Below are 16,934 nucleotides of genomic sequence, written 5' to 3'. Positions count from 1 at the left end.
GGTGGAAGGGGCTGGATTCGAACCAGCGTACGGGAAACCCGGGCAGATTTACAGTCTGCTGCCTTTAACCACTCGGCCACCCTTCCGCGGGGTCGTCCGGAGGCGGCACAGCGAGGCGCGGCTCCGAAAGCGAAGCGGCCCCATGCCCAAGCCGTCCCGCGGTGTCAACGCGGACCGGATGGACAAGTTGGAACAGCAGGCAGAACGGATCGGGAACAGATATCGGAGCCAGATGCATGACGATGCCGCCGACCCAGCTGATGCCGCCCGTCCACCAGCCCGTCGCCGGTGCCGACGCGGCGACCAGCCTGGCGGCGCGGATGGTGCGCAGCGCGGGGTCCGCGCTGCCGACCAGCTTCGATGGCGACGGCCAGCTGTTCGGGCTCAACCTGTTCCTGATGACCGCGTTCATGTGCCTGGGACTGATGCTCGCGGGGTCGATGGCGCAGGCGATCGTGCGCAACCGCCGCCGGGACCGGCCGCGCCATCCGGTGACGATCTGGCGCGCGGCGTGGATGCTGGCGGGAAGCGCGGTGTGCCTGCGCTGCGGCACCGAGGCCATGACCCTGTGGGCGTGGAACCCCGCCGAACCGGTCGCCACCGCGCGCGTGCTGATGGCCAAGCGGTGGATCGATCCTGCGGCGCTGGTGATCGCTGGCGGCTGGATGGTGCTGGTGATCCTGGCCAACGCCGCGATGCAGGAACAGCTGCGCAAGCAGCCGTTCCCCGTCAACATGTGGGCCAGCCTGCCGTCGCTGCGCCGCCCGGCGGCGGTGCTGCTGCTGAGCCTCGTCGCCGCGGTCGGCGTCGCGTGCACGCGATAGGGGAAGGAGCGGTGATGGGCGCCGCCACGCAGCCGGTGCTGTGGTCCGCGCTGGGCTACAGGTTCGAGGCCGCGTCGATGATCGCGGGGCTGTCGGCGTGCCTGATGGTCCGCATCTGGATGTCGTTGAACGCGGGCCGCGCGACGGCGTGGACCTGGGCGGTGGACCTGACGGTCACCGGCCTGTCGCTGCTGTTCACCGCCGGCTGGATCGTGCTCCAGCGACCCGCGCCGTTCTACGCCCTGCTGAGCGGCACCGGCTTCGGCGCGCTGGGCGCCGGGATCATCGTCGCCGCGCTCGCCTGGGTGAAGCGGATCGAGCCGCTGGCGGGACTGGTGGCGGGACCGGTGGCTGAACAGGGCGACGCGCCCGCCGCCGCTCCGGGCGCGGAGACGCATGCGGCTCGTCGCTAGGCGCTCCTAGACCGGCTTGGCGCCGGGCGTGCCGCACTTGGCGAACTTGCCGTTCGTCTTGCAGCGCGCGGCGCCGGAAGCGACAGGCGGTTTGGCGGGCGGGCATTTTACGAACTTGCCCTTGGCGTCCTTGCACGGCGCGGCCGGCGCGGGCGTGGCGACGGCGAGGCCGAGAGTTGCGAACGACGCGGCCAGCAGGCGCGCGAGCGGGGCGTTGGTCATCGTCGTCTCTCCTGGCCGGCTATCGACCCATGCCGGTTTCGCCCGCGGGACGCTTCGACGCAAGACGGGTGCTAGCCCGCCGGGTGGCTGCCGCGCTGCCCGACGACGGTGCGGCGCATCGGCGCGAGCTTCGCGAGGAACCGGTTCTGCGCCGAAAAGCCGACGTGCTCGTGCCGCATCGCCGCCTGGAGGTCCTCCACCAGCGCGCCCATGTCGGCGTCCTGAATGCCGAGGTCCGCATGCGCGGCCTGCATCGTCCGGCCGGTATAGGGGCATGGGCCGCCCAGGATGTAGCAGAACTGTTCGTTCAGCGTCCGCCGCAGCCGGACCATGTCCTGTCCCTTGAAGATGTCGGCGATGCGGGCGTCGGCGATGGCGCGATCGACGAGGTCGTCGACGATATGCGCGACGCCGGTGCGGCCGTGGAACGCGGTCCACATCGCAGGTCCGCGAAACGGTCGGGCGCCGGCATTGACCTCCGCCTGGACATAGGGGGCGACTGGCTCCTCGGCCGGAGGAACGGCCTGGGCCGCCAGCGTCATGGCGAACAGGAACATCGGGACACCTCCTTCAGAAACCGCCCTGGAGCGACAGGAACAGCCCGTGCTGCCCGGGCCTGGTGGCGATCGGCCCGAGGTCCGCATAGGCGGCGGTGATCGACAGGTGGCGCCCCGCGGCCCAGGCGGCGAACACGTCGAAGCCGTCACGCTCGCGCGCGAAGCCCAGATTGTCGGGCCGGGTGCGGTACTCGGCTCCGACCAGCAGGTTGGGCGCGAGCAGCTTGCCGACCGACGCCTCCACCTGTGCGGTGCGCGCGCGCTCGCGGTCGCCGCCGAAGCCGAGCAACCCGAACTGGTTCGCGCGCGTCAGCCGCAGCGTCGCGTCGAACACCATGCCCCCGGCCAGCCACAGCTTCGTCGCGGCGAGATAGAAGTCCGCATCGCGGGTCGCGCGCGCGCCGACGGCGCGGACGGTGGCGCGCTGGTCCGCCAGCTTGTACTGCACGCCGGCCGAGATCTGCGGCAACGGCGTATCCTGGTCCCATACCGCGTCGCCCACCAGCCGCAGCTTGGCGCCGACGACATGCTGGCCGAACGCGAAGCCGCGGCCGAGCCCCAGCGTGGCGCCCGCCGCGCGCGTGTCGAACCGCTGATAGGCATAGGACAGCTCGACGCGGTCCAACAGGCCGATCGCCGCGCCGAGAGAGGCGAGCGAGAAATCGGGCAGCGCCACATAGGTGGCATGGGCGGTGCCGCCGGTGCCGTCGCGCGTCTCGCTGCCGGCGATCACCGCCCAGCTGGCGAGCCCGCCCCCCGCCGCGCCCTCGATGCCGGACACGCCGCCGGTCAACAGCAGCTTGCCCCCGTCGCGCCGCTCGTTCGCCTTGGCGGGCGGCGCCGCCAGCACGGCGATGCCGGCGAGGAGGCAGGATGCTGGGAAGGAACGCATGGCGGCCTGGGTCTCTGGAGTGCCGCCCATCGTTAGGGGAAAGAAGGTAACCGACCCGTGAATCCGTCGTTAAGCCGGCCGCAACCGGTCGGACCTATCGCCAGCCCGATGCTCGTCCCTCTCTCGCGCGCGGCCGTCCTGGGCCTGGCCGCCCTCGTCGCGACGTCGGGGATTGCCGCACCGATGGCGGCAGCGGCGGCGACCGTCACGATCGACGTGCGCGGGCCGGACGGACGACCGCTCGCCGATGCGGCGGTGACGATCGAGACGTCCGGCCATGCCCCGATCATTTCCGCATCGATGCTGCACGGGCCGTATGTGATGGAGCAGAGGTCGATCGCCTTCCAGCCGCATGTGCTCGTGGTGCCGGTCGGTGCGGCGGTGTCGTTCCCCAACCGCGATCCGGTCCGCCACCACGTCTATTCCTTTTCCAGGGCGAAGCGTTTCGACCTGAAGCTCTACGGCCGCGAGGAGCAGCGGAGCGTGGTGTTCGACCGGCCGGGCGTCGTCGCGCTGGGGTGCAACATCCATGATTCGATGAGCGGCTTCATCATCGTGTCCGCGAGCCCCTATGCCGCCAGGACCGATGCCGCGGGGCGCGCGACCCTGACCGACGTGCCGCCGGGCGCGGCGCGGCTGACGATCTGGTCCACCGCGATCGCGCGGCCGGACAACATGCTGGCCCAGCCGATCGTGGTGGCCGCGTCGGGCACCGCCAAGACGGTCGCCATCGGCCGGTGAGCCCCTCCACCACGACCAGGGCCGCGTGGTGGGTCGCGATCCGCCGCAGCCTGCCGCGCCGGCCGCGCTTCCGCTCGCTCCGTGCGAAGCTCGCGGTGCTCTATGCGGCGCTGTTCACGCTGGCGCTGGGCGTGCTGGGCCTTGCCACCCAGACGATGATCCGGGTCACGGCCCGCGCCTCCGTCCAGGCGGAGCTGGCGGCGAGCGGCAGCGTGTACGACGGCCTGTGGGCGCTCCGGGCCAAGACCCTGGGCGATACCGCCGGCGTGCTGGCGCGCGACTTCGGCTTCCGCGCCGCGGTCGCGAGCCGCGACCGGGCGACGATCGAGTCGGCGCTGGCCACGCTGCGCACACGGGCCGGCGTGACGCAGGCGATGGTGGTGGAGCAGCAGGGAGACGTGATCGGCGCGCGCGGGCCGCTCGCGCGCATCGTCGCCCGACTACCCATGGCGTTGCCCCCGGACCGTCACGACGCGGTGGTCGTGTCGGGAGCCGGGTCGGCCCGGACGGTGTACCGGGTGATCGTATCGCCGATCCTGGCGCCGATGCGGATCGGCTGGGTGGTCTTCGCCCTGCCCCTCGACTCCGCCGAGATGCGATCCCTCGAGCGCCTGTCCGCCATTCCGCTCACCGCGACGATGCTCCACCGCGACTCCGCCGGCCATTGGGTCGCGACCAACGGCACGCTGCACCCCGATCCGGCGCTCGACGCGCTGGTCGCCGCCTCCCATACCCAGCGGAAGCTGGAGACGCTGGCGCTGCCGTCGGGCACGTCGTTCGCGCTCGTGAAGCCGCTGGCCGGCGCGGACGGGCGTACCGCCGCGGCGCTGCTGGTCAGCTATCCCCTTGCCGCCGCGCTGGCGCCGTACCGGCCGCTTCTGATGGGCATCGGCATCGCCGGGCTGATCGGGGTCGTCGCGATGCTGCTGGCCAGCGCGCGGCTGGCGCGGGGCATCGCCAGTCCGATCGCCGCGCTCGACCGCGCCGCGCGCGCGCTGGAGGAGGGCGCGCGGACCGAGGTCGCCGTGGTCGGCGACGACGAGATCGGCCGGCTCGCGCGGAGCTTCAACCGGATGTCGGCGGGCATCGTGGAGCGCGAGCACCGCATCGCCCATCTCGCCTTCCACGATTCGCTGACCGGCCTTCCCAATCGGAGCTATTTCCGGGAGTCCCTCGATCGGGAACTTGCACAACTGCCCAGGTCGGGCGGCACGGTCGCGGTGCTGTGCCTCGATCTCGACGGGTTCAAGAGCGTCAACGACACGCTCGGCCACCCGGTCGGAGACTCGTTGCTGCGCCGGATCGCCGCCACCCTGGTCGAGCTTGCCCCCGATGCGCTGGTAGCGCGGCTGGGCGGCGACGAGTTCGCGATCGTCCTCGCTGGCGGCTCCGATCCCGACCGGCCGCGATCGCTGGCGCAGGCGATCGTCGACCGGACCGACCGGCCGGTCGAGGTCGCGGGGCATCGGCTGATCAGCGGCGCGAGCATCGGCATCGCCATCGGTCCCGCCGACGGTGCGGATCCAGACCAGCTGCTCAAGAACGCCGACCTTGCGTTGTACCGCGCCAAGCATGACGGACGCGGCCTGTTCCGCTTCTTCGAGCCCGCGCTCGACGCGGCGGCGCGCAGGCGGCGGCAACTGGAACTGGACCTGCACGCGGCGTTGCACGACGGGCAGTTCCGCCTGAACTTCCAGCCGATCTTCGACCTGAAGGCGGACCGGATCGGCGGGTTCGAGGCGCTGCTGCGCTGGGCGCACCCGTTGCGCGGCGAGGTGGGGCCGGCCGAGTTCATCCCCGTCGCCGAGGAAACCGGGCTGATCGTGGCGATCGGCGAATGGGTGATGCACGAGGCGTGTCGCCAGGCCGCGGCATGGCCCGAGCATGTACGGGTCGCCGTCAACGTCTCGCCGCTCCAGTTCCGTAACCCCGGCTTCAAGGCGGTGGTGCTTCAGGCGCTCGCGCGCGCGGGCCTGACGCCCGGCCGGCTGGAGGTCGAGATCACCGAGACGGTGTTCCTGGACGGGGAGGCGAACGTGCTCGCGGTGCTGCATGGCCTGCGCGAGATGGGCATCCGGGTGGCGCTGGACGATTTCGGCACCGGTTATTCCTCGCTCAGCTACCTGCGCAGCTTCCCGTTCGACAAGATCAAGATCGACCGCTCGTTCGTGACCGGCGTCGCAAGCGACACCAGCAGCGCCGCCATCGTCCACGCCATCGTCGATCTCGCGACCGCCCTGCACATGGACACCACGGCGGAGGGCGTGGAGGACGGCGACCAGCTTGCGTGTCTGGTCGGCCAGGGCTGCGGCAGCATCCAGGGCTATTTCTTCAGCCGGCCGGTCGAGGGCAGCGCGGTGGCGGCGCTGCTGCGCAGACCGGCCGCGATCGCGATCGCGGCGTAGCGTCGGGCGCAGGACGCAGGACGCAGGGCGTCGCGCATCGCGCGTCCACGAACGGGAAACGGCGATCGACGCGGGTCGTCGGGGTTCTCGAAGGTCGGACGAGCCCGATCCTGTTCAGAGCTTTCGCGTGCCGAGCGCCTTCACCATCGCCGGGTCGCGATGGTCGAAGAAGCTGCTGGCCTTCCGGTCGAGCGTGGCGATGGCGGCTAGGTCGCGCTGATCGAGGTCGAAGTCGAGGATCGCGAAGTTCTCGGCCATGCGTTCCTTGCGCACCGACTTCGGGATGGCGACGATGCCCCTCCCGGTGAGCCAGCGCAGGACGACCTGCGCGACGCTCCTGCCGTGCTTGCCCGCGACCGACTGGAGCACGTCGTTGCCGAACAGCCCGTTCCTGCCCTCGGCGAACGGTCCCCATGCGTCGGGCTGGATCCCGTACTCCGCCAGGATTGCCTGCGCGTCGACCTGCTGGTGGAAGGGGTGGGTCTCGATCTGGTTCACCGCCGGCACGGTCCCGTTGTGGAGTACGAAATCCACCAGGCGGTCGGGGTGGAAGTTGCTGACGCCGATCGCGCGGATGCGTCCTGCGCGGTGCAACTCCTCCATCGCCCGCCAGGCGCCGTAGACGTCGCCATAGGGCTGGTGGATCAGGTACACGTCGAGATAGTCGAGCCGGAGCTTGTCCATGGATCGTTCGAACGCCGCTTTGGCGTCCTCGTAGCTCGCGTCCTGCACCCATAGCTTGGTGGTGACGAACAGCTCGCCGCGGTCGATCCCGTGATCGCGGATCGCGTTCCCGACCGCTTCCTCGTTGCCGTAGGAGGCGGCGGTGTCGAGCAGCCGGTAGCCGACGTCGATCGCGTCGCGAACGCTCCGCTCGCACTCGGCGGGGCCTCGGGCAGCAGCCTGGTCGCCAACGGCATCACCGACACCAGCCAGCTGGGCTTTCTCAGTCCCGGGCTGACCGTGTCGGGCACCAACTACTTCCTGCGCGGCGTCGGCAACTTCACCGTCACCCCGTACGCGGATCCGGCGGTGGCCTTCAACCAGGACTCGGTCTATATCGGTCGCCCTGGGGCCACCGTCGGCCCGCTCTACGATCTTGAGCGGGTGGAGGTACCAAGGGGCCGCAGGGAACGCTGTACGGCATCAACGCCACTGGCGGGGCGATCAATGTCATTCCGGCCAAGCCGCAGCTCGGTCACCTGGGCGGCTATGCCATCGGGACCTACGGCAACTACAATACCTATATCGTCGAGGGCGGCCTGAATCTGCCGATCGGCGCGAACGCCGCACTACGCGTGTCCGGCAACGTGCTTGGCCATGACGGGTTCCTGTCCGACGGCACCAGCGACCAGAAGCAGCGCGCCGCGCGCGCGCAGTTGCTGATGGACATCACGCCCGAGATCAACCTGCGCCTTGCGGGAGACTTCGCGCATATCGGCGGTGTCGGCGCGGGCGCGAGCTACACCAATTTTGCGATCTATAGCCGTACGACGGCCAGCTATAGCTTCCCTTCGACCCGACTACCCGATTCGACAGGCCTGTACGATCCGCGCGCGCAGGCGCTGCTTCAGTCGCAGGTCGCCGGACCCGCGGGTCGCCTGTTCGGTCCGCTCGTCCAGCGCCCCTACCAGGACAGCGATCTCTACGGCCTCAACGCGGAGGTCAACATCGCGACCGGGCTGGGCAAGCTGACGATCATTCCTGCGTTCCGGCGCAATTACATAAGCAATCTCACCGCCGCGCCCGGGTTCATCACCGGCCCGACCCCCGAACGCGACAATCAGGCGAGCGTCGAGGCGCGATTCGTCGGCAAGCAGATTGGCCCGTTGGAATATACGCTGGGCGCGATCTGGTTCCATGAGATCGACAACGGACATTTCACCGTCGATCAGCAGTTCCTGGCCGCGTACCAGGATTATCGCAGCGCGACGAACAACTATGCCGCGTCCGGCCGCTTCACGCTGCACCTCGCCGACCCGTTCCGACTCGTGGGCGGCATACGCTATACGGACAGTGAGAAGCGGTTCGATGGCCTGTCGGAGCGGCTGACGGTGGTGTGCACGCGCGTCGTCGCAGGCGTGCCGACCTGCCCCACCGCCCCGCTGTTCCCCTTCGCGCTGACCGCGGCGGGTCAACCGCTGCCGGTACCCGCGATGAGCGGCGGGGTCGCGCCGATCATCGGCACGGGCGCGATCGTATCGCGCGGCGATGTCGCGGTCGACCAGTCGCTGAGCAACAAGCGCATCACCTGGCGCGCGGCGGCGGAGTTCGATCTTGCTCCCCGCTCGCTCGCCTATGCCAGCGTCGAGACGGGATTCCGCGCGGGCGGCTTCTCACTTTCGAACGGCTACCAGACCTACCAGCCCGAGTATATCACCGCTTACACGGTCGGGCTCAAGAACCGCTTCTTCGACAACCGGGTCGAGATCAATGCGGAAGGTTTCTGGTGGCAGTATCGCAACCAGCAGGTCTCGCATCTGGGCGTCGATCTGGCCGGGCAGACGGGCAATTTCACGCAGAATGTCGGGCGCTCGACGAACAGGGGCGTCGAAGTGTCGGGTCGCTTCGCACTTGACGCGAACACCACCTTTACCACCAACTTCCAGTATCTGGACGCCAAGTACAAGTCGTTCCTGTTCCAGGTGCCGGTGACGGCGGGCGTGCTGCCGCTGACCGGTTGCCCGGTAACGCTGGCGAGCGCGACGCTGGCCAGCGTCAACTGCTCGGGCAAGCAGGCATTCAATTCGCCCAAATGGACGATTGACCTCGGGCTCAATCACGCCTTCCTCGTCGGCGCGTACAAGCTGGAGGCGCAGGTCGATACCCAATTCCGCAGCGGTCGTTATGTCGCTTTCGATTACGTCCGGCCGGAATACCAGCAGGCGAACACGCAGACCAACCTGCAACTGATCCTCGCGCCGCGGCAGGGACAGTATTCGATCGCCGCGTTCGTTCGCAACCTGGAGAACGACCGGTATTATACCGGTGGCGGTAATTTCGGCAACCTGATCGAGTTGCTGTCCGCCAACCCGCGGACCTATGGTGCGCGCGTATCGTTCACTTATTGATGATATCTAGGTCAGACGCGCTAAACGCCGCTGACCGCGGCGGCTGGTGGGTGTGCAGTGATGTGATCTGCCGTGGAAGCGGTGCCAGTCATATGTAGGAGCCGTCGCGACGATCCGGCCTTGCGGTGAGCGTCACCCCGACGCCGACCGGGCTCGCGATCTCTGGATCATCTGGCGAGTGTCGCTTCACCACTCCCGGCGCCGATGCTCCTGTGATCGAAGCGACGGTGTGGCGGGATACGGCAGCCGTACAAGTAGCGGACGAAGCCGCGAACGCCGTTCTTTCCGACACTCTTGGTCCGACGGTCCAGCTTGGATATCAGCCTAACGCCAGCCGAAGAGCCATCGATCCCCGGTTTTCGCGACCGGGCGACCATGTCAGCTTGGTGGACGGGTTTCCGCTGCTAGTTACGACGCAAGCCTCGCCCGCCGCGCGGCGGGGTTATCCGGGCGACCTGGCCGGCGATGGGCGTGCATCGGATCGGAGGGCGGCGTCGAACCAGTCGAGTACCCGCTGCTGCACGTCACGTTGGTGTTCGGGTTCGTGGAACCAGTGCGGCTCGCGCGGATAGCGGACCATGGTCGCCGGCTTGCCGAGCAGACGAAGGCCGCGAAAGAACTCCAGGCCGAGCGTGGCCGGGACACGCGTGTCGTCGGCGCCGTGCAGGACCAGCACCGGTGTCGTCACGCGGTCCAGCAGCCGCGCCGACGAGACGCGGTCGAGATCGCCGAGATGCGCTTGCGGCTCGCCGAAATAGCCGAGCGGGAAATCGGGCGTGTCGGTGATGCGCGCCATCGCGGCCATGTCCGACGGCCCCGCCCCGACGACCGCGGCCCGGAAGCGGTCGCCCTTCACCGGATCGGGGTGCGTCACCGCCCAGGCGGCGAGGAACCCGCCATAGCTCCACCCTCCGATGCCCAGTCTGGCGGGGTCCGCGATCTTCTGCGCCACCAGCCGATCGACGCCGTCGAGCACGTCCCGATAGTCATCCCCGCCCCAGTCGCTCCCGACCGCGCGCGCGAAGCCGGTGCCCTGCCCGTCCGAGCCGCGCGGATTGGGCAGCAGCACCGCATAGCCGTGCGTCGCGAGCATCTGCGCCCACTCGTGCCAGCTTCCCAGCCATCCCGACCACCAGGCCCATTCCGGCCCGCCATGACCCTGGACGATCGTCGGCAGCGGCGTTCCGTCACGATAGCCGGGCGGCGTCACCAGCACTCCGTATACGGGCATCCCGTCGCGGCTGCTCGTCCACGCGATCTCGCGTACCCGTCCCAGGCGCCAGCTCGCGACCACGGGGTTGATCCGCGTGATCGCTCTTGGGTGGCCGTCATCGACCGTCCAGACGTCGGCTGGTCGATCCGGACCGGAGAGCGCCACCGCGACCCGGCGTCCGTCGCGGCTGGTCGACAGGTCGTCGGCCTCGCCATCGAGATCGGCGACGCGCGTCACCGCGCCGTCGCTCGCATTCACCTGCACAAGGCGCGAGCGCGTCCGCTCGAACGACAGCGCCTCGATCGAGCGCCCGTCGGCGGACCAGCGGGCATGGCTCAGCAGCCCTGGATGATCGTCCGCCACGGCGCGGGTCGCGCCGCTCGCGAGGTCGTGGATGCGCAGGCCGAGGCCGATGAAGCCGGGCGTACGGATCACCTCGGCGAGCAACGCGCGCCCGTCTGGCGACCAGCGGGGCTCCTCGGCGACATGGTCGATCAGCGCGGGGCCGAGCGTGCCTCTGGTCGGATCCAGCAGCGCGACGCGCGAGTGATAGAACAGGTCGTTGATCGACGCCGTGTCGGCGATCTTCACGGCCAGCCGCGAGCCGTCGGGCGACCAGGCCAGCGCACCGACGTCGATCCCGGCGGGAGAAGCGACGCGCGTCGCGCGGCTCGCCACGTCCAGCATCCACAGGCGGGTGACGTGGCCCGGCGCGTCGACCACCACCGCGTCGCGCCTGGCCAGCCTGTCGGCCCGCTCCGAAGGCGTGTCGGGATCGGCGGCGAGGTAGGCGAGGCGACGACCATCGGGCGACCAGGCGAAGTCGGCGACGTCGCCCGCCAGCTTCGTCAGACGGGTCGGGCTCCTGCCGTCGCGCGCCACAAGCCAGAGCTGGCGACCGGGTGCATCCGACCCGGTCCTGGCGACCGGCGTCGCGTCGGCCGGCGCGCTCGGTCGGGTGCCGGTGTCGGCGGCCGGACTCGGCTTTGCGGAAGCAGGCGCCGCTTCGGATGGCGTCGGCGCGTCGCGCCGGGACAGGAATGCGACCGATCGACCATCGGGCGACCAGCGGGGGTGGTCGTCCACTCCCTTGCCGGCGACGAACACGCGGGCCGGCGTGCGCCCGTCGGCCGATACCTGCCAGATCGTCGATTCGGGGCTGCCGAAGGTCGCCATCTGCGCGGTGACGGTGAAGAGGACCGTCTTCCCGTCGGGCGACATCTGCACCTCGCGCATGTCATGCAGCCGCATGATGTCTTCCGGCGAGATCGGGCCGCCCGTGTCGGCGCCCGACATGGCCTGCTGAGCGAACGCCGGCACCGCGAGCGTCGTCAGCGCCGCCGCGGCGAGCGCGCGACGGACGTCAGAAGCCTGCATCGACCCGCAGGCCGAAGGTTCGCGGGCGCGTGACCGAATAGGCGGGCGCGGTCTGGGCGGTGAAGGGCGCGTTGAGGATCCCGCGCTTGTCGAGGAAATTGTTGACGAAACCCATCAGCCGCACCCGCTCCATGACCGTCACCGACAGGCGCGCGTCGAAGAGGCTGAACCCGCCGCGCAGGTTGGGATTGCCGAACGCGACCGGCGCGGTCGAAAGATAGCGGTGGGCAAGCTCGAAGGTCGGTGCGAACGCAAGCTGCCGAAGGTCGAGGATCAGGTTGTTCGCGACCGACCATCTGGACGAACCCGGCAGCCGCGTGCCCGGCTGGTAGCCGCCGCCGATGGCTAAGGTGTCCGGCAGGAACGCCGTGAGGCTCGCGTCCTCGTAGGTGGCGTTGGAACTGAATGTCAGCGGCCGGGCGATCCTGAGCGTGCCGGAGAACTCGACGCCGCCGATATTGGCCGAGCCGGCGTTGCTGACATAGGAGAAGAAGGTCGGCGACGGCCCGAACAGACGTGCCTGGATGTTGTGCCAGTCGATCGAGAAGACGTCCGCGTCGATCAGCAGCCGCTTGCCGAAGGCGTCGAACTTCACGCCGGCCTCGTAGTTGTCGACCTTGTCGCTCTGGTAGTTCGCCGGGATGGCTGCGAGAAAGCCGGCGTTGGGGTTGATCCCGCCGACGCGGAAGCCGCGCGAATAGGTCATATAGGCGAGGAAGCCCTGGACCGGACGGAACGAGATCGTCGCCTTGGGCGTGAACCCGTCCTCGCGCTGATCGATCGTGCCCGACGAGCCCGTCGCGCTGCCCGACAGATACCCTGGCTGGTTGAGCACGCTCGCCTGCGCCCGCGTCTTGTAGTAGCGGCCGCCGGCGGTCACCTCGAACTGCTGCACGGGGCGCCACGAGAGCTCGCCGAACACCCCGAAATCCTCGTTGAGCGAATCGGACACATAGCCATAGATGCGATCGCCCGGCGCCAGCGTCGCGCCCACGATCGCCTGCGCGCCCGGTTCGATGATCTGGTCGTAGCTCGTCTTGGTGGCGTGGAGATAGCTGACGCCCACCAGCCAGCGAAAGGCTCCCGCGCCGGCCGACGCCAGCCGTCCCTCCACCTGCTTGATGTTCGCGGAGGCGACGCCGAAGTCCTGCGCCGTGTTCGGACCGGTCACGACGCCGGTGACGAAACCGTAGGGATAGTTGAACTGCGTGCGGTTGTGCTTCTCGTCGACCGAGCCGAACGCGGTGAAGGTCGCGAAGCCCAGCTCCTGGTCGAGCCGGAGGCTGTTCAGGAAGAAGCTGGTGGACTGCGGCTCGGGCCGCTGCGTCACGCGGGTCAGCTGGGTGGCGGAGGTGAGATACGTCTGGTCGTCGAGCTTCGTGTCCTGGTACGTCGACAGATAGGTGATCTTGGTCCCGCCGACCGGCTGGAACACGATCGAACCCCGCAGGCCCCGCGTGCGCACGTTGTTGACGCCCGTGCGTCCCGTGCCCGCATTGTCGAGATAGCCGGCGTCGAAACGCTGCAGCCCCATGACGCGCACGGCCAGCTTGTCTGCGACGATCGGCAGATTGACCAACAGCTTGCCGGCGTAATCGGGCCGGTGGCTGTTGACGGTCGAGCCGACCAGTCCCTCGGCGGCGGCGTGAACGCCCGTGGGGTCCGCCGTCCTGACCACATAGTTGACGAGGCCGCCGAGCGTCGACGAGCCGAACAGCGTGCCCTGCGGGCCGCGCAGCACCTCCACCCGGTCGATGTCGAACGTGTCGACGTCGGGAATGACGATGGGAAAACCGGGCTCCTCCAGCGGGATCTCGTTGAGGTAATAGCCGACGGTGGTCTGGCCCTGCTCGTGGTAGGTGGTCGCGGCGACGCCGCGGATCACCACCTCCGAGATGCCGGGCTGATAGTCGTTGAACACCACGCCCGGCAGGCGGGTGATGTAGTCGGCGAGGCTGTTCGCGTTGGCCTTGGCGAGCTGGTCGCCCGTGACCGCGCTGATCGGCAGCGCCAGGTCGCGCAACGCCTCGTTGCGCTTGGTGGCGGTGACGATCACGTCGGGCGAGCTGTCGGTGACGGGCGTGGTCGCGACGGGTGCGTCCGGGGCGGTGGCGGCGGCGGAGGCCTGATCCTGCGCCATGGCCGGCGTGGCCGTCGCCAGCAGGCCGGCCGCTGCCAGCATGACGGGGGCCAGCGCCGTGGTGCCCAGAAGACGAATGTTCATGCCCGACCCTTCCCTAGTGCAGCGCCCGCACCGCCTCCCATTCTCGTCACGGGCTCGCGCCGGCCGTGTTCCGGCTGACGATCCGATCGCCCTGGGTCCGCCAAAACATCCAGATTGGCGATAGCGACGGGACCAGTGCCGCGCGCCCGCGTTCAGTGGGGAAGGCTCGCCCGCGCCAGCGCGGCCAGCGCCCGATCGGCTTCCGCGTCCGACAGGCTCGCAAAGCCGAGCCGCAGCCCGCGCGGAGCGGCCGGCGTCACCGCGAACGACGCGGACGACGCGAGCCGCAATCCGTGCTGCGCCACATGCCCCTCGATCCGGTCGAGCATCGCGGGATCGGTGAAGCGCAGCCAGAAGGCGAGGCCGCCCTGCGGCACGTCATAGGCGATGTCGCCGCCGAACCTCGCCGTCAGCTTGGCCGCGAACGCCTCGCGCCGCGTGGCATAGACCTGCGTCGCGCGGCGGGCGTGGCGGCGCAGCTCGCCCTCCACCATCAGTTCGGCCGCGGCATCCTCGGTCAGGGTATTGCCCATGCCGTCCGTCAGCGACACCGCGTGCGCGACCGCGTCGATCACCGGGCGCGGCGCGACGATGTAGCCGATCCGGAGCGCCGGCAGCAGCAGCTTGGACAGCGAGCCGACGTAGATCACCCGGTCGGGCGCATAGCTCGCGAGCGGCAGCAGCGGCTGCGACTCGAAATGGAACTCATGATCGTAATCGTCCTCGATCACCGCGAAGCCGAACTGGCGCGCGAGGCTCAGCAACCGCAATCGCCGCTCCGGGCGCAGCGATACGGTGGTCGGGAACTGGTGATGCGGCGTCAGGAACACCGCGCGGACGCGATCGGTGCGACAGGCGCGCTCTACCGCCTCGACGTCGATCCCGTGCGCGTCGAGCGGCACGGGGACCACGGTGGCGCCAAGGTCGTGCATGACGGCCACCGCCGGCTCATAGGTCAGCTCCTCGACGATCACCGCGTCGCCGGGCCGCAGCAGCGTGCGCGCGGCGAGATAGATGCCGTTCTGGCTGCCGCGCGTGATGCATACCTCGTCCGTTTTCACTGCCAGCCCGCGCTCGCCGCGCAGCATCGCCGCCACCGCCTCGCGCAGCCGGGGCAGCCCGCGGGGGTCGCGATACTGCATCCGGTTCTCGCGGCTCGCCCGCCGCACGGCGGCGCGATAGGCGCGAGCGAGTATGTCGGGCGGGAACAGCCGCCCGTCGGGCGCGCCCTCGTCGAGCTTCATGCCCGCCGCGTCCGCCAGCGCGAGCGGCCGGCCGGGCGGCGCGCGGAAGCGATAGACGGGCTCGCACACCGGATCGACGACGGGCGGCACGACCGGACGACGCCCCTGGGCGAAACCTTCGCTCACCACCGTGCCGCGCGTACCCTGCGCGTCGAGCCATCCTTGCGCGATCAGGTCCTCATAGGCGAGCACCACCGTCTTGCGGTTGACGCCCAGCAAGGCGGCGAGCGCGCGACTGCTCGGCAGGAAGGCGCCGGGCGGCAGCCGGCCGCGCTCGATCTCGTGGATCACCGCGTGGACGATCTGGAGGTACAGCGGCATCGCGCGGGCCGGATCGATGCCCGCCAGCGTCAGTTTCCAGGGCCGCAGCATGGATGCCGTTGTGCCGCGTCCCGACGGTCCGCCGCAAGGGGCCGATCCGTCAGCGATCGAACCGCCGCATCCAGCGCACCAACGCCGCGTCGGGATGATTGCGGACGATCGCGTCGAAGACCGGTCGTCCTTCGTCCTGTCCCAGCTTGAAGCGCCCGGTGACCGCGGTGACGCGCGCGCGGAACGCGACGATCGCGCCCGCCATGCCGGCGTAGCGGTCGCCCAGCTCGGCGCTCGACCAGCCATCCCCCTCCATCGCGTCCACGAGCGCGGCGATCGCCTCGTGCGCGCCGTCCGGCTCGAACACGATGTCGGCCGCGATGGCGAGCTGCGCGTAGTTCCACGTCGGCCCCCAGTCGCGCAGCCGGGCCTGCGCGGGCGAGATATAGCCGTGCGGCCCGTTGAACAGGATCGTCGCCCCCGGGCTCGCGGCCAGCCGCGCGTGGAGCGGGTTGTGGCGGCCAAGATGGCCAAGGAGCGCGACGAGCCGGCCCGTCGCGTCGTATTCGCCCAGCAACGGCAGCAGGCTCGCCTCGCCCGGCGAGCTTCCCGGATCGCGTGCCGCGACCCAGGCGAGCGGGAACTCTGCTACCAGATCGCGGACGTCCGCATCGTCGAAACGTGTGAACGCATCGGTCATGCGGTGCGGCCCTTCTCCATGCCGACGGCGCTCCTGGTTCCACTCATGGCCGACGAGGTGCCGTCGTCCCCCGCGCCTCGCAAGCGCCAACACGCAGAAGTCGGCAGGTCCAGCAGGCATGCCGCCGACGCCTGGTCCCGCCCGTTCCGCCGATTTGGAGGTGTCCGCACCGGCCGAACGTGCCAAGCTCGGGATCGGACGAACAGGAGAGCGCCGAGTGCCGATCACGCTGGACGATGCCTGGTCGATCGGCCGGCGCGACGCGCACGCGCAGGCCGCGCTGGTCGCGGGCGGCGAGGTCTCGTCCGACGAGCTGGTGGAAGCGGCGATCCTCCGGATCGAGGACGCCGACGGGACGCTCAACGCCGTGTCGACCCGCGCGTTCGATCATGCCCGGCGCGCCGTGGGTGAGGTCGATGCCGCCGCGCCGATGGCTGGCGTGCCCTATCTTCTCAAGGCGTCGCTCGCCTACCCCGGCTTTCCGCAGACCTCGTGCTCGCGATCGCGCGCCGGGGTCGTCGCGAACCGCGCCTGGCCTATCGCGCAACGATTCGACGATGCCGGGCTGGTGCCCGTCGGCATGTCCGCGATGCCCGAGTTCGGCCTGCTGGTGAGCGGGGAGCCGCTGCTGGGCGGAGCGGTCCTGAACCCATGGAACGCGGACGCGAGCGCGGGCGGGTCGAGCACCGGCGCGGCGGTCGCGGTCGCGGCGGGCATGGTGCCGCTCGCCCACGCGAGC

15 protein-coding genes and 1 tRNA gene are annotated in these 16,934 nt (G+C 69.9%); 7 read left to right on the top strand and 9 right to left on the bottom strand.

Annotated features, from left to right (window positions below):
- Window positions 1-2 precede the first annotated feature (2 nt).
- Window positions 3-86, bottom strand: a tRNA-Tyr gene (locus tag HUV01_RS03845).
- Between the two features lie 150 nt (window positions 87-236).
- Between HUV01_RS03845 and HUV01_RS03840 the strand changes: the two genes are divergently transcribed.
- The gene (locus tag HUV01_RS03840) at window positions 237-824 is read left to right on the top strand and encodes a hypothetical protein (protein ID WP_174296991.1); all 588 of its coding nucleotides are present in this window, start codon (window positions 237-239) and stop codon (window positions 822-824) included.
- A gap of 14 nt (window positions 825-838) precedes the next feature.
- Entirely contained in the window at window positions 839-1,237 is a 399-nt protein-coding gene (locus HUV01_RS03835; protein ID WP_174296990.1) for a hypothetical protein, read from the top strand.
- A 6-nt stretch (window positions 1,238-1,243) separates the two neighbouring features.
- On the opposite strand, the gene HUV01_RS03830 is transcribed toward HUV01_RS03835, so the two are convergent.
- The 3 genes from HUV01_RS03830 to HUV01_RS03820 form a co-directional block, all read right to left on the bottom strand.
- Window positions 1,244-1,459, bottom strand: a complete 216-nt coding sequence (locus tag HUV01_RS03830; RefSeq protein ID WP_254606362.1) for a hypothetical protein — start codon at window positions 1,457-1,459, stop codon at window positions 1,244-1,246.
- Window positions 1,460-1,530: 71 nt separating this feature from the next.
- Window positions 1,531-2,016, bottom strand: coding sequence for a group I truncated hemoglobin (locus tag HUV01_RS03825; RefSeq protein ID WP_174296989.1), 486 nt, complete (start codon window positions 2,014-2,016; stop codon window positions 1,531-1,533).
- A 13-nt stretch (window positions 2,017-2,029) separates the two neighbouring features.
- Entirely contained in the window at window positions 2,030-2,908 is an 879-nt protein-coding gene (locus tag HUV01_RS03820; protein WP_174296988.1) for a DUF3034 family protein, read from the bottom strand.
- A gap of 108 nt (window positions 2,909-3,016) precedes the next feature.
- On the opposite strand from HUV01_RS03820, the gene HUV01_RS03815 reads away from it, so the two are divergent.
- Window positions 3,017-3,649: a methylamine utilization protein gene (locus HUV01_RS03815; RefSeq protein ID WP_254606361.1), complete on the top strand. Its 633-nt coding sequence runs from the start codon at window positions 3,017-3,019 to the stop codon at window positions 3,647-3,649.
- Entirely contained in the window at window positions 3,646-6,054 is a 2,409-nt protein-coding gene (locus tag HUV01_RS03810) for a putative bifunctional diguanylate cyclase/phosphodiesterase (protein WP_254606360.1), read from the top strand. The genes HUV01_RS03815 and HUV01_RS03810 overlap by 4 nt, the downstream gene beginning before the upstream one ends.
- Window positions 6,055-6,168: 114 nt before the next feature.
- Here the strand turns inward: HUV01_RS03810 and HUV01_RS03805 are convergent, their stop codons facing one another.
- Entirely contained in the window at window positions 6,169-6,891 is a 723-nt protein-coding gene (locus HUV01_RS03805; RefSeq protein ID WP_254606363.1) for an aldo/keto reductase, read from the bottom strand.
- Between HUV01_RS03805 and HUV01_RS15075 the strand changes: the two genes are divergently transcribed.
- A complete protein-coding gene (locus HUV01_RS15075) occupies window positions 6,829-7,320 on the top strand; it encodes a hypothetical protein (RefSeq protein WP_254606359.1) in 492 nt (163 codons plus the stop codon). The genes HUV01_RS03805 and HUV01_RS15075 overlap by 63 nt on opposite strands.
- A 32-nt stretch (window positions 7,321-7,352) precedes the next feature.
- Window positions 7,353-9,125, top strand: a complete 1,773-nt coding sequence (locus tag HUV01_RS03800; RefSeq protein WP_174296987.1) for a TonB-dependent receptor domain-containing protein — start codon at window positions 7,353-7,355, stop codon at window positions 9,123-9,125.
- 442 nt (window positions 9,126-9,567) lie between these two features.
- Here HUV01_RS03800 and HUV01_RS03795 read toward each other — a convergent pair whose 3' ends face one another.
- The 4 genes from HUV01_RS03795 to HUV01_RS03780 form a co-directional block, all read right to left on the bottom strand.
- Complete coding sequence (locus HUV01_RS03795) at window positions 9,568-11,715, bottom strand: S9 family peptidase (RefSeq protein WP_174296986.1); 2,148 nt, start codon at window positions 11,713-11,715, stop codon at window positions 9,568-9,570.
- Window positions 11,702-13,939 carry a TonB-dependent receptor gene (locus HUV01_RS03790; protein ID WP_254606358.1) on the bottom strand — a complete coding sequence of 746 codons (2,238 nt, stop codon included), beginning with the start codon at window positions 13,937-13,939 and terminating at the stop codon, window positions 11,702-11,704. Before HUV01_RS03790 ends, HUV01_RS03795 begins: the two co-directional genes overlap by 14 nt.
- 152 nt (window positions 13,940-14,091) lie before the next feature.
- Window positions 14,092-15,555, bottom strand: a complete 1,464-nt coding sequence (locus tag HUV01_RS03785; RefSeq protein ID WP_174296985.1) for a PLP-dependent aminotransferase family protein — start codon at window positions 15,553-15,555, stop codon at window positions 14,092-14,094.
- 49 nt (window positions 15,556-15,604) lie between these two features.
- Window positions 15,605-16,195, bottom strand: coding sequence for an FMN-binding negative transcriptional regulator (locus HUV01_RS03780; RefSeq protein WP_174296984.1), 591 nt, complete (start codon window positions 16,193-16,195; stop codon window positions 15,605-15,607).
- A 217-nt stretch (window positions 16,196-16,412) separates the two neighbouring features.
- Between HUV01_RS03780 and HUV01_RS03775 the strand changes: the two genes are divergently transcribed.
- Window positions 16,413-16,934 (top strand): amidase family protein (locus HUV01_RS03775; protein WP_254606357.1); only part of this gene is annotated, 522 nt, incomplete at its 3' end.

Source organism: Sphingomonas bacterium (genome assembly GCF_903643035.1).
In the GTDB taxonomy this organism is placed as follows: Bacteria; Pseudomonadota; Alphaproteobacteria; order Sphingomonadales; family Sphingomonadaceae; genus Sphingomonas.
This window is presented reverse-complemented; position numbering and strand designations above follow the sequence as displayed.

What these genes read in the sequence shown, in the direction of transcription:
- HUV01_RS03840 (WP_174296991.1), top strand. Translation starts at nt 237, where the DNA reads ATGACGATGCCGCCGACCCAGCTGATGCCGCCCGTCCACCAGCCCGTC.
- HUV01_RS03835 (WP_174296990.1), top strand. Translation starts at nt 839, where the DNA reads ATGGGCGCCGCCACGCAGCCGGTGCTGTGGTCCGCGCTGGGCTACAGG.
- HUV01_RS03830 (WP_254606362.1), bottom strand. Translation starts at nt 1,459, where the DNA reads ATGACCAACGCCCCGCTCGCGCGCCTGCTGGCCGCGTCGTTCGCAACT.
- HUV01_RS03825 (WP_174296989.1), bottom strand. Translation starts at nt 2,016, where the DNA reads ATGTTCCTGTTCGCCATGACGCTGGCGGCCCAGGCCGTTCCTCCGGCC.
- HUV01_RS03820 (WP_174296988.1), bottom strand. Translation starts at nt 2,908, where the DNA reads ATGCGTTCCTTCCCAGCATCCTGCCTCCTCGCCGGCATCGCCGTGCTG.
- HUV01_RS03815 (WP_254606361.1), top strand. Translation starts at nt 3,017, where the DNA reads ATGCTCGTCCCTCTCTCGCGCGCGGCCGTCCTGGGCCTGGCCGCCCTC.
- HUV01_RS03795 (WP_174296986.1), bottom strand. Translation starts at nt 11,715, where the DNA reads ATGCAGGCTTCTGACGTCCGTCGCGCGCTCGCCGCGGCGGCGCTGACG.
- HUV01_RS03790 (WP_254606358.1), bottom strand. Translation starts at nt 13,939, where the DNA reads ATGAACATTCGTCTTCTGGGCACCACGGCGCTGGCCCCCGTCATGCTG.
- HUV01_RS03785 (WP_174296985.1), bottom strand. Translation starts at nt 15,555, where the DNA reads ATGCTGCGGCCCTGGAAACTGACGCTGGCGGGCATCGATCCGGCCCGC.
- HUV01_RS03780 (WP_174296984.1), bottom strand. Translation starts at nt 16,195, where the DNA reads ATGACCGATGCGTTCACACGTTTCGACGATGCGGACGTCCGCGATCTG.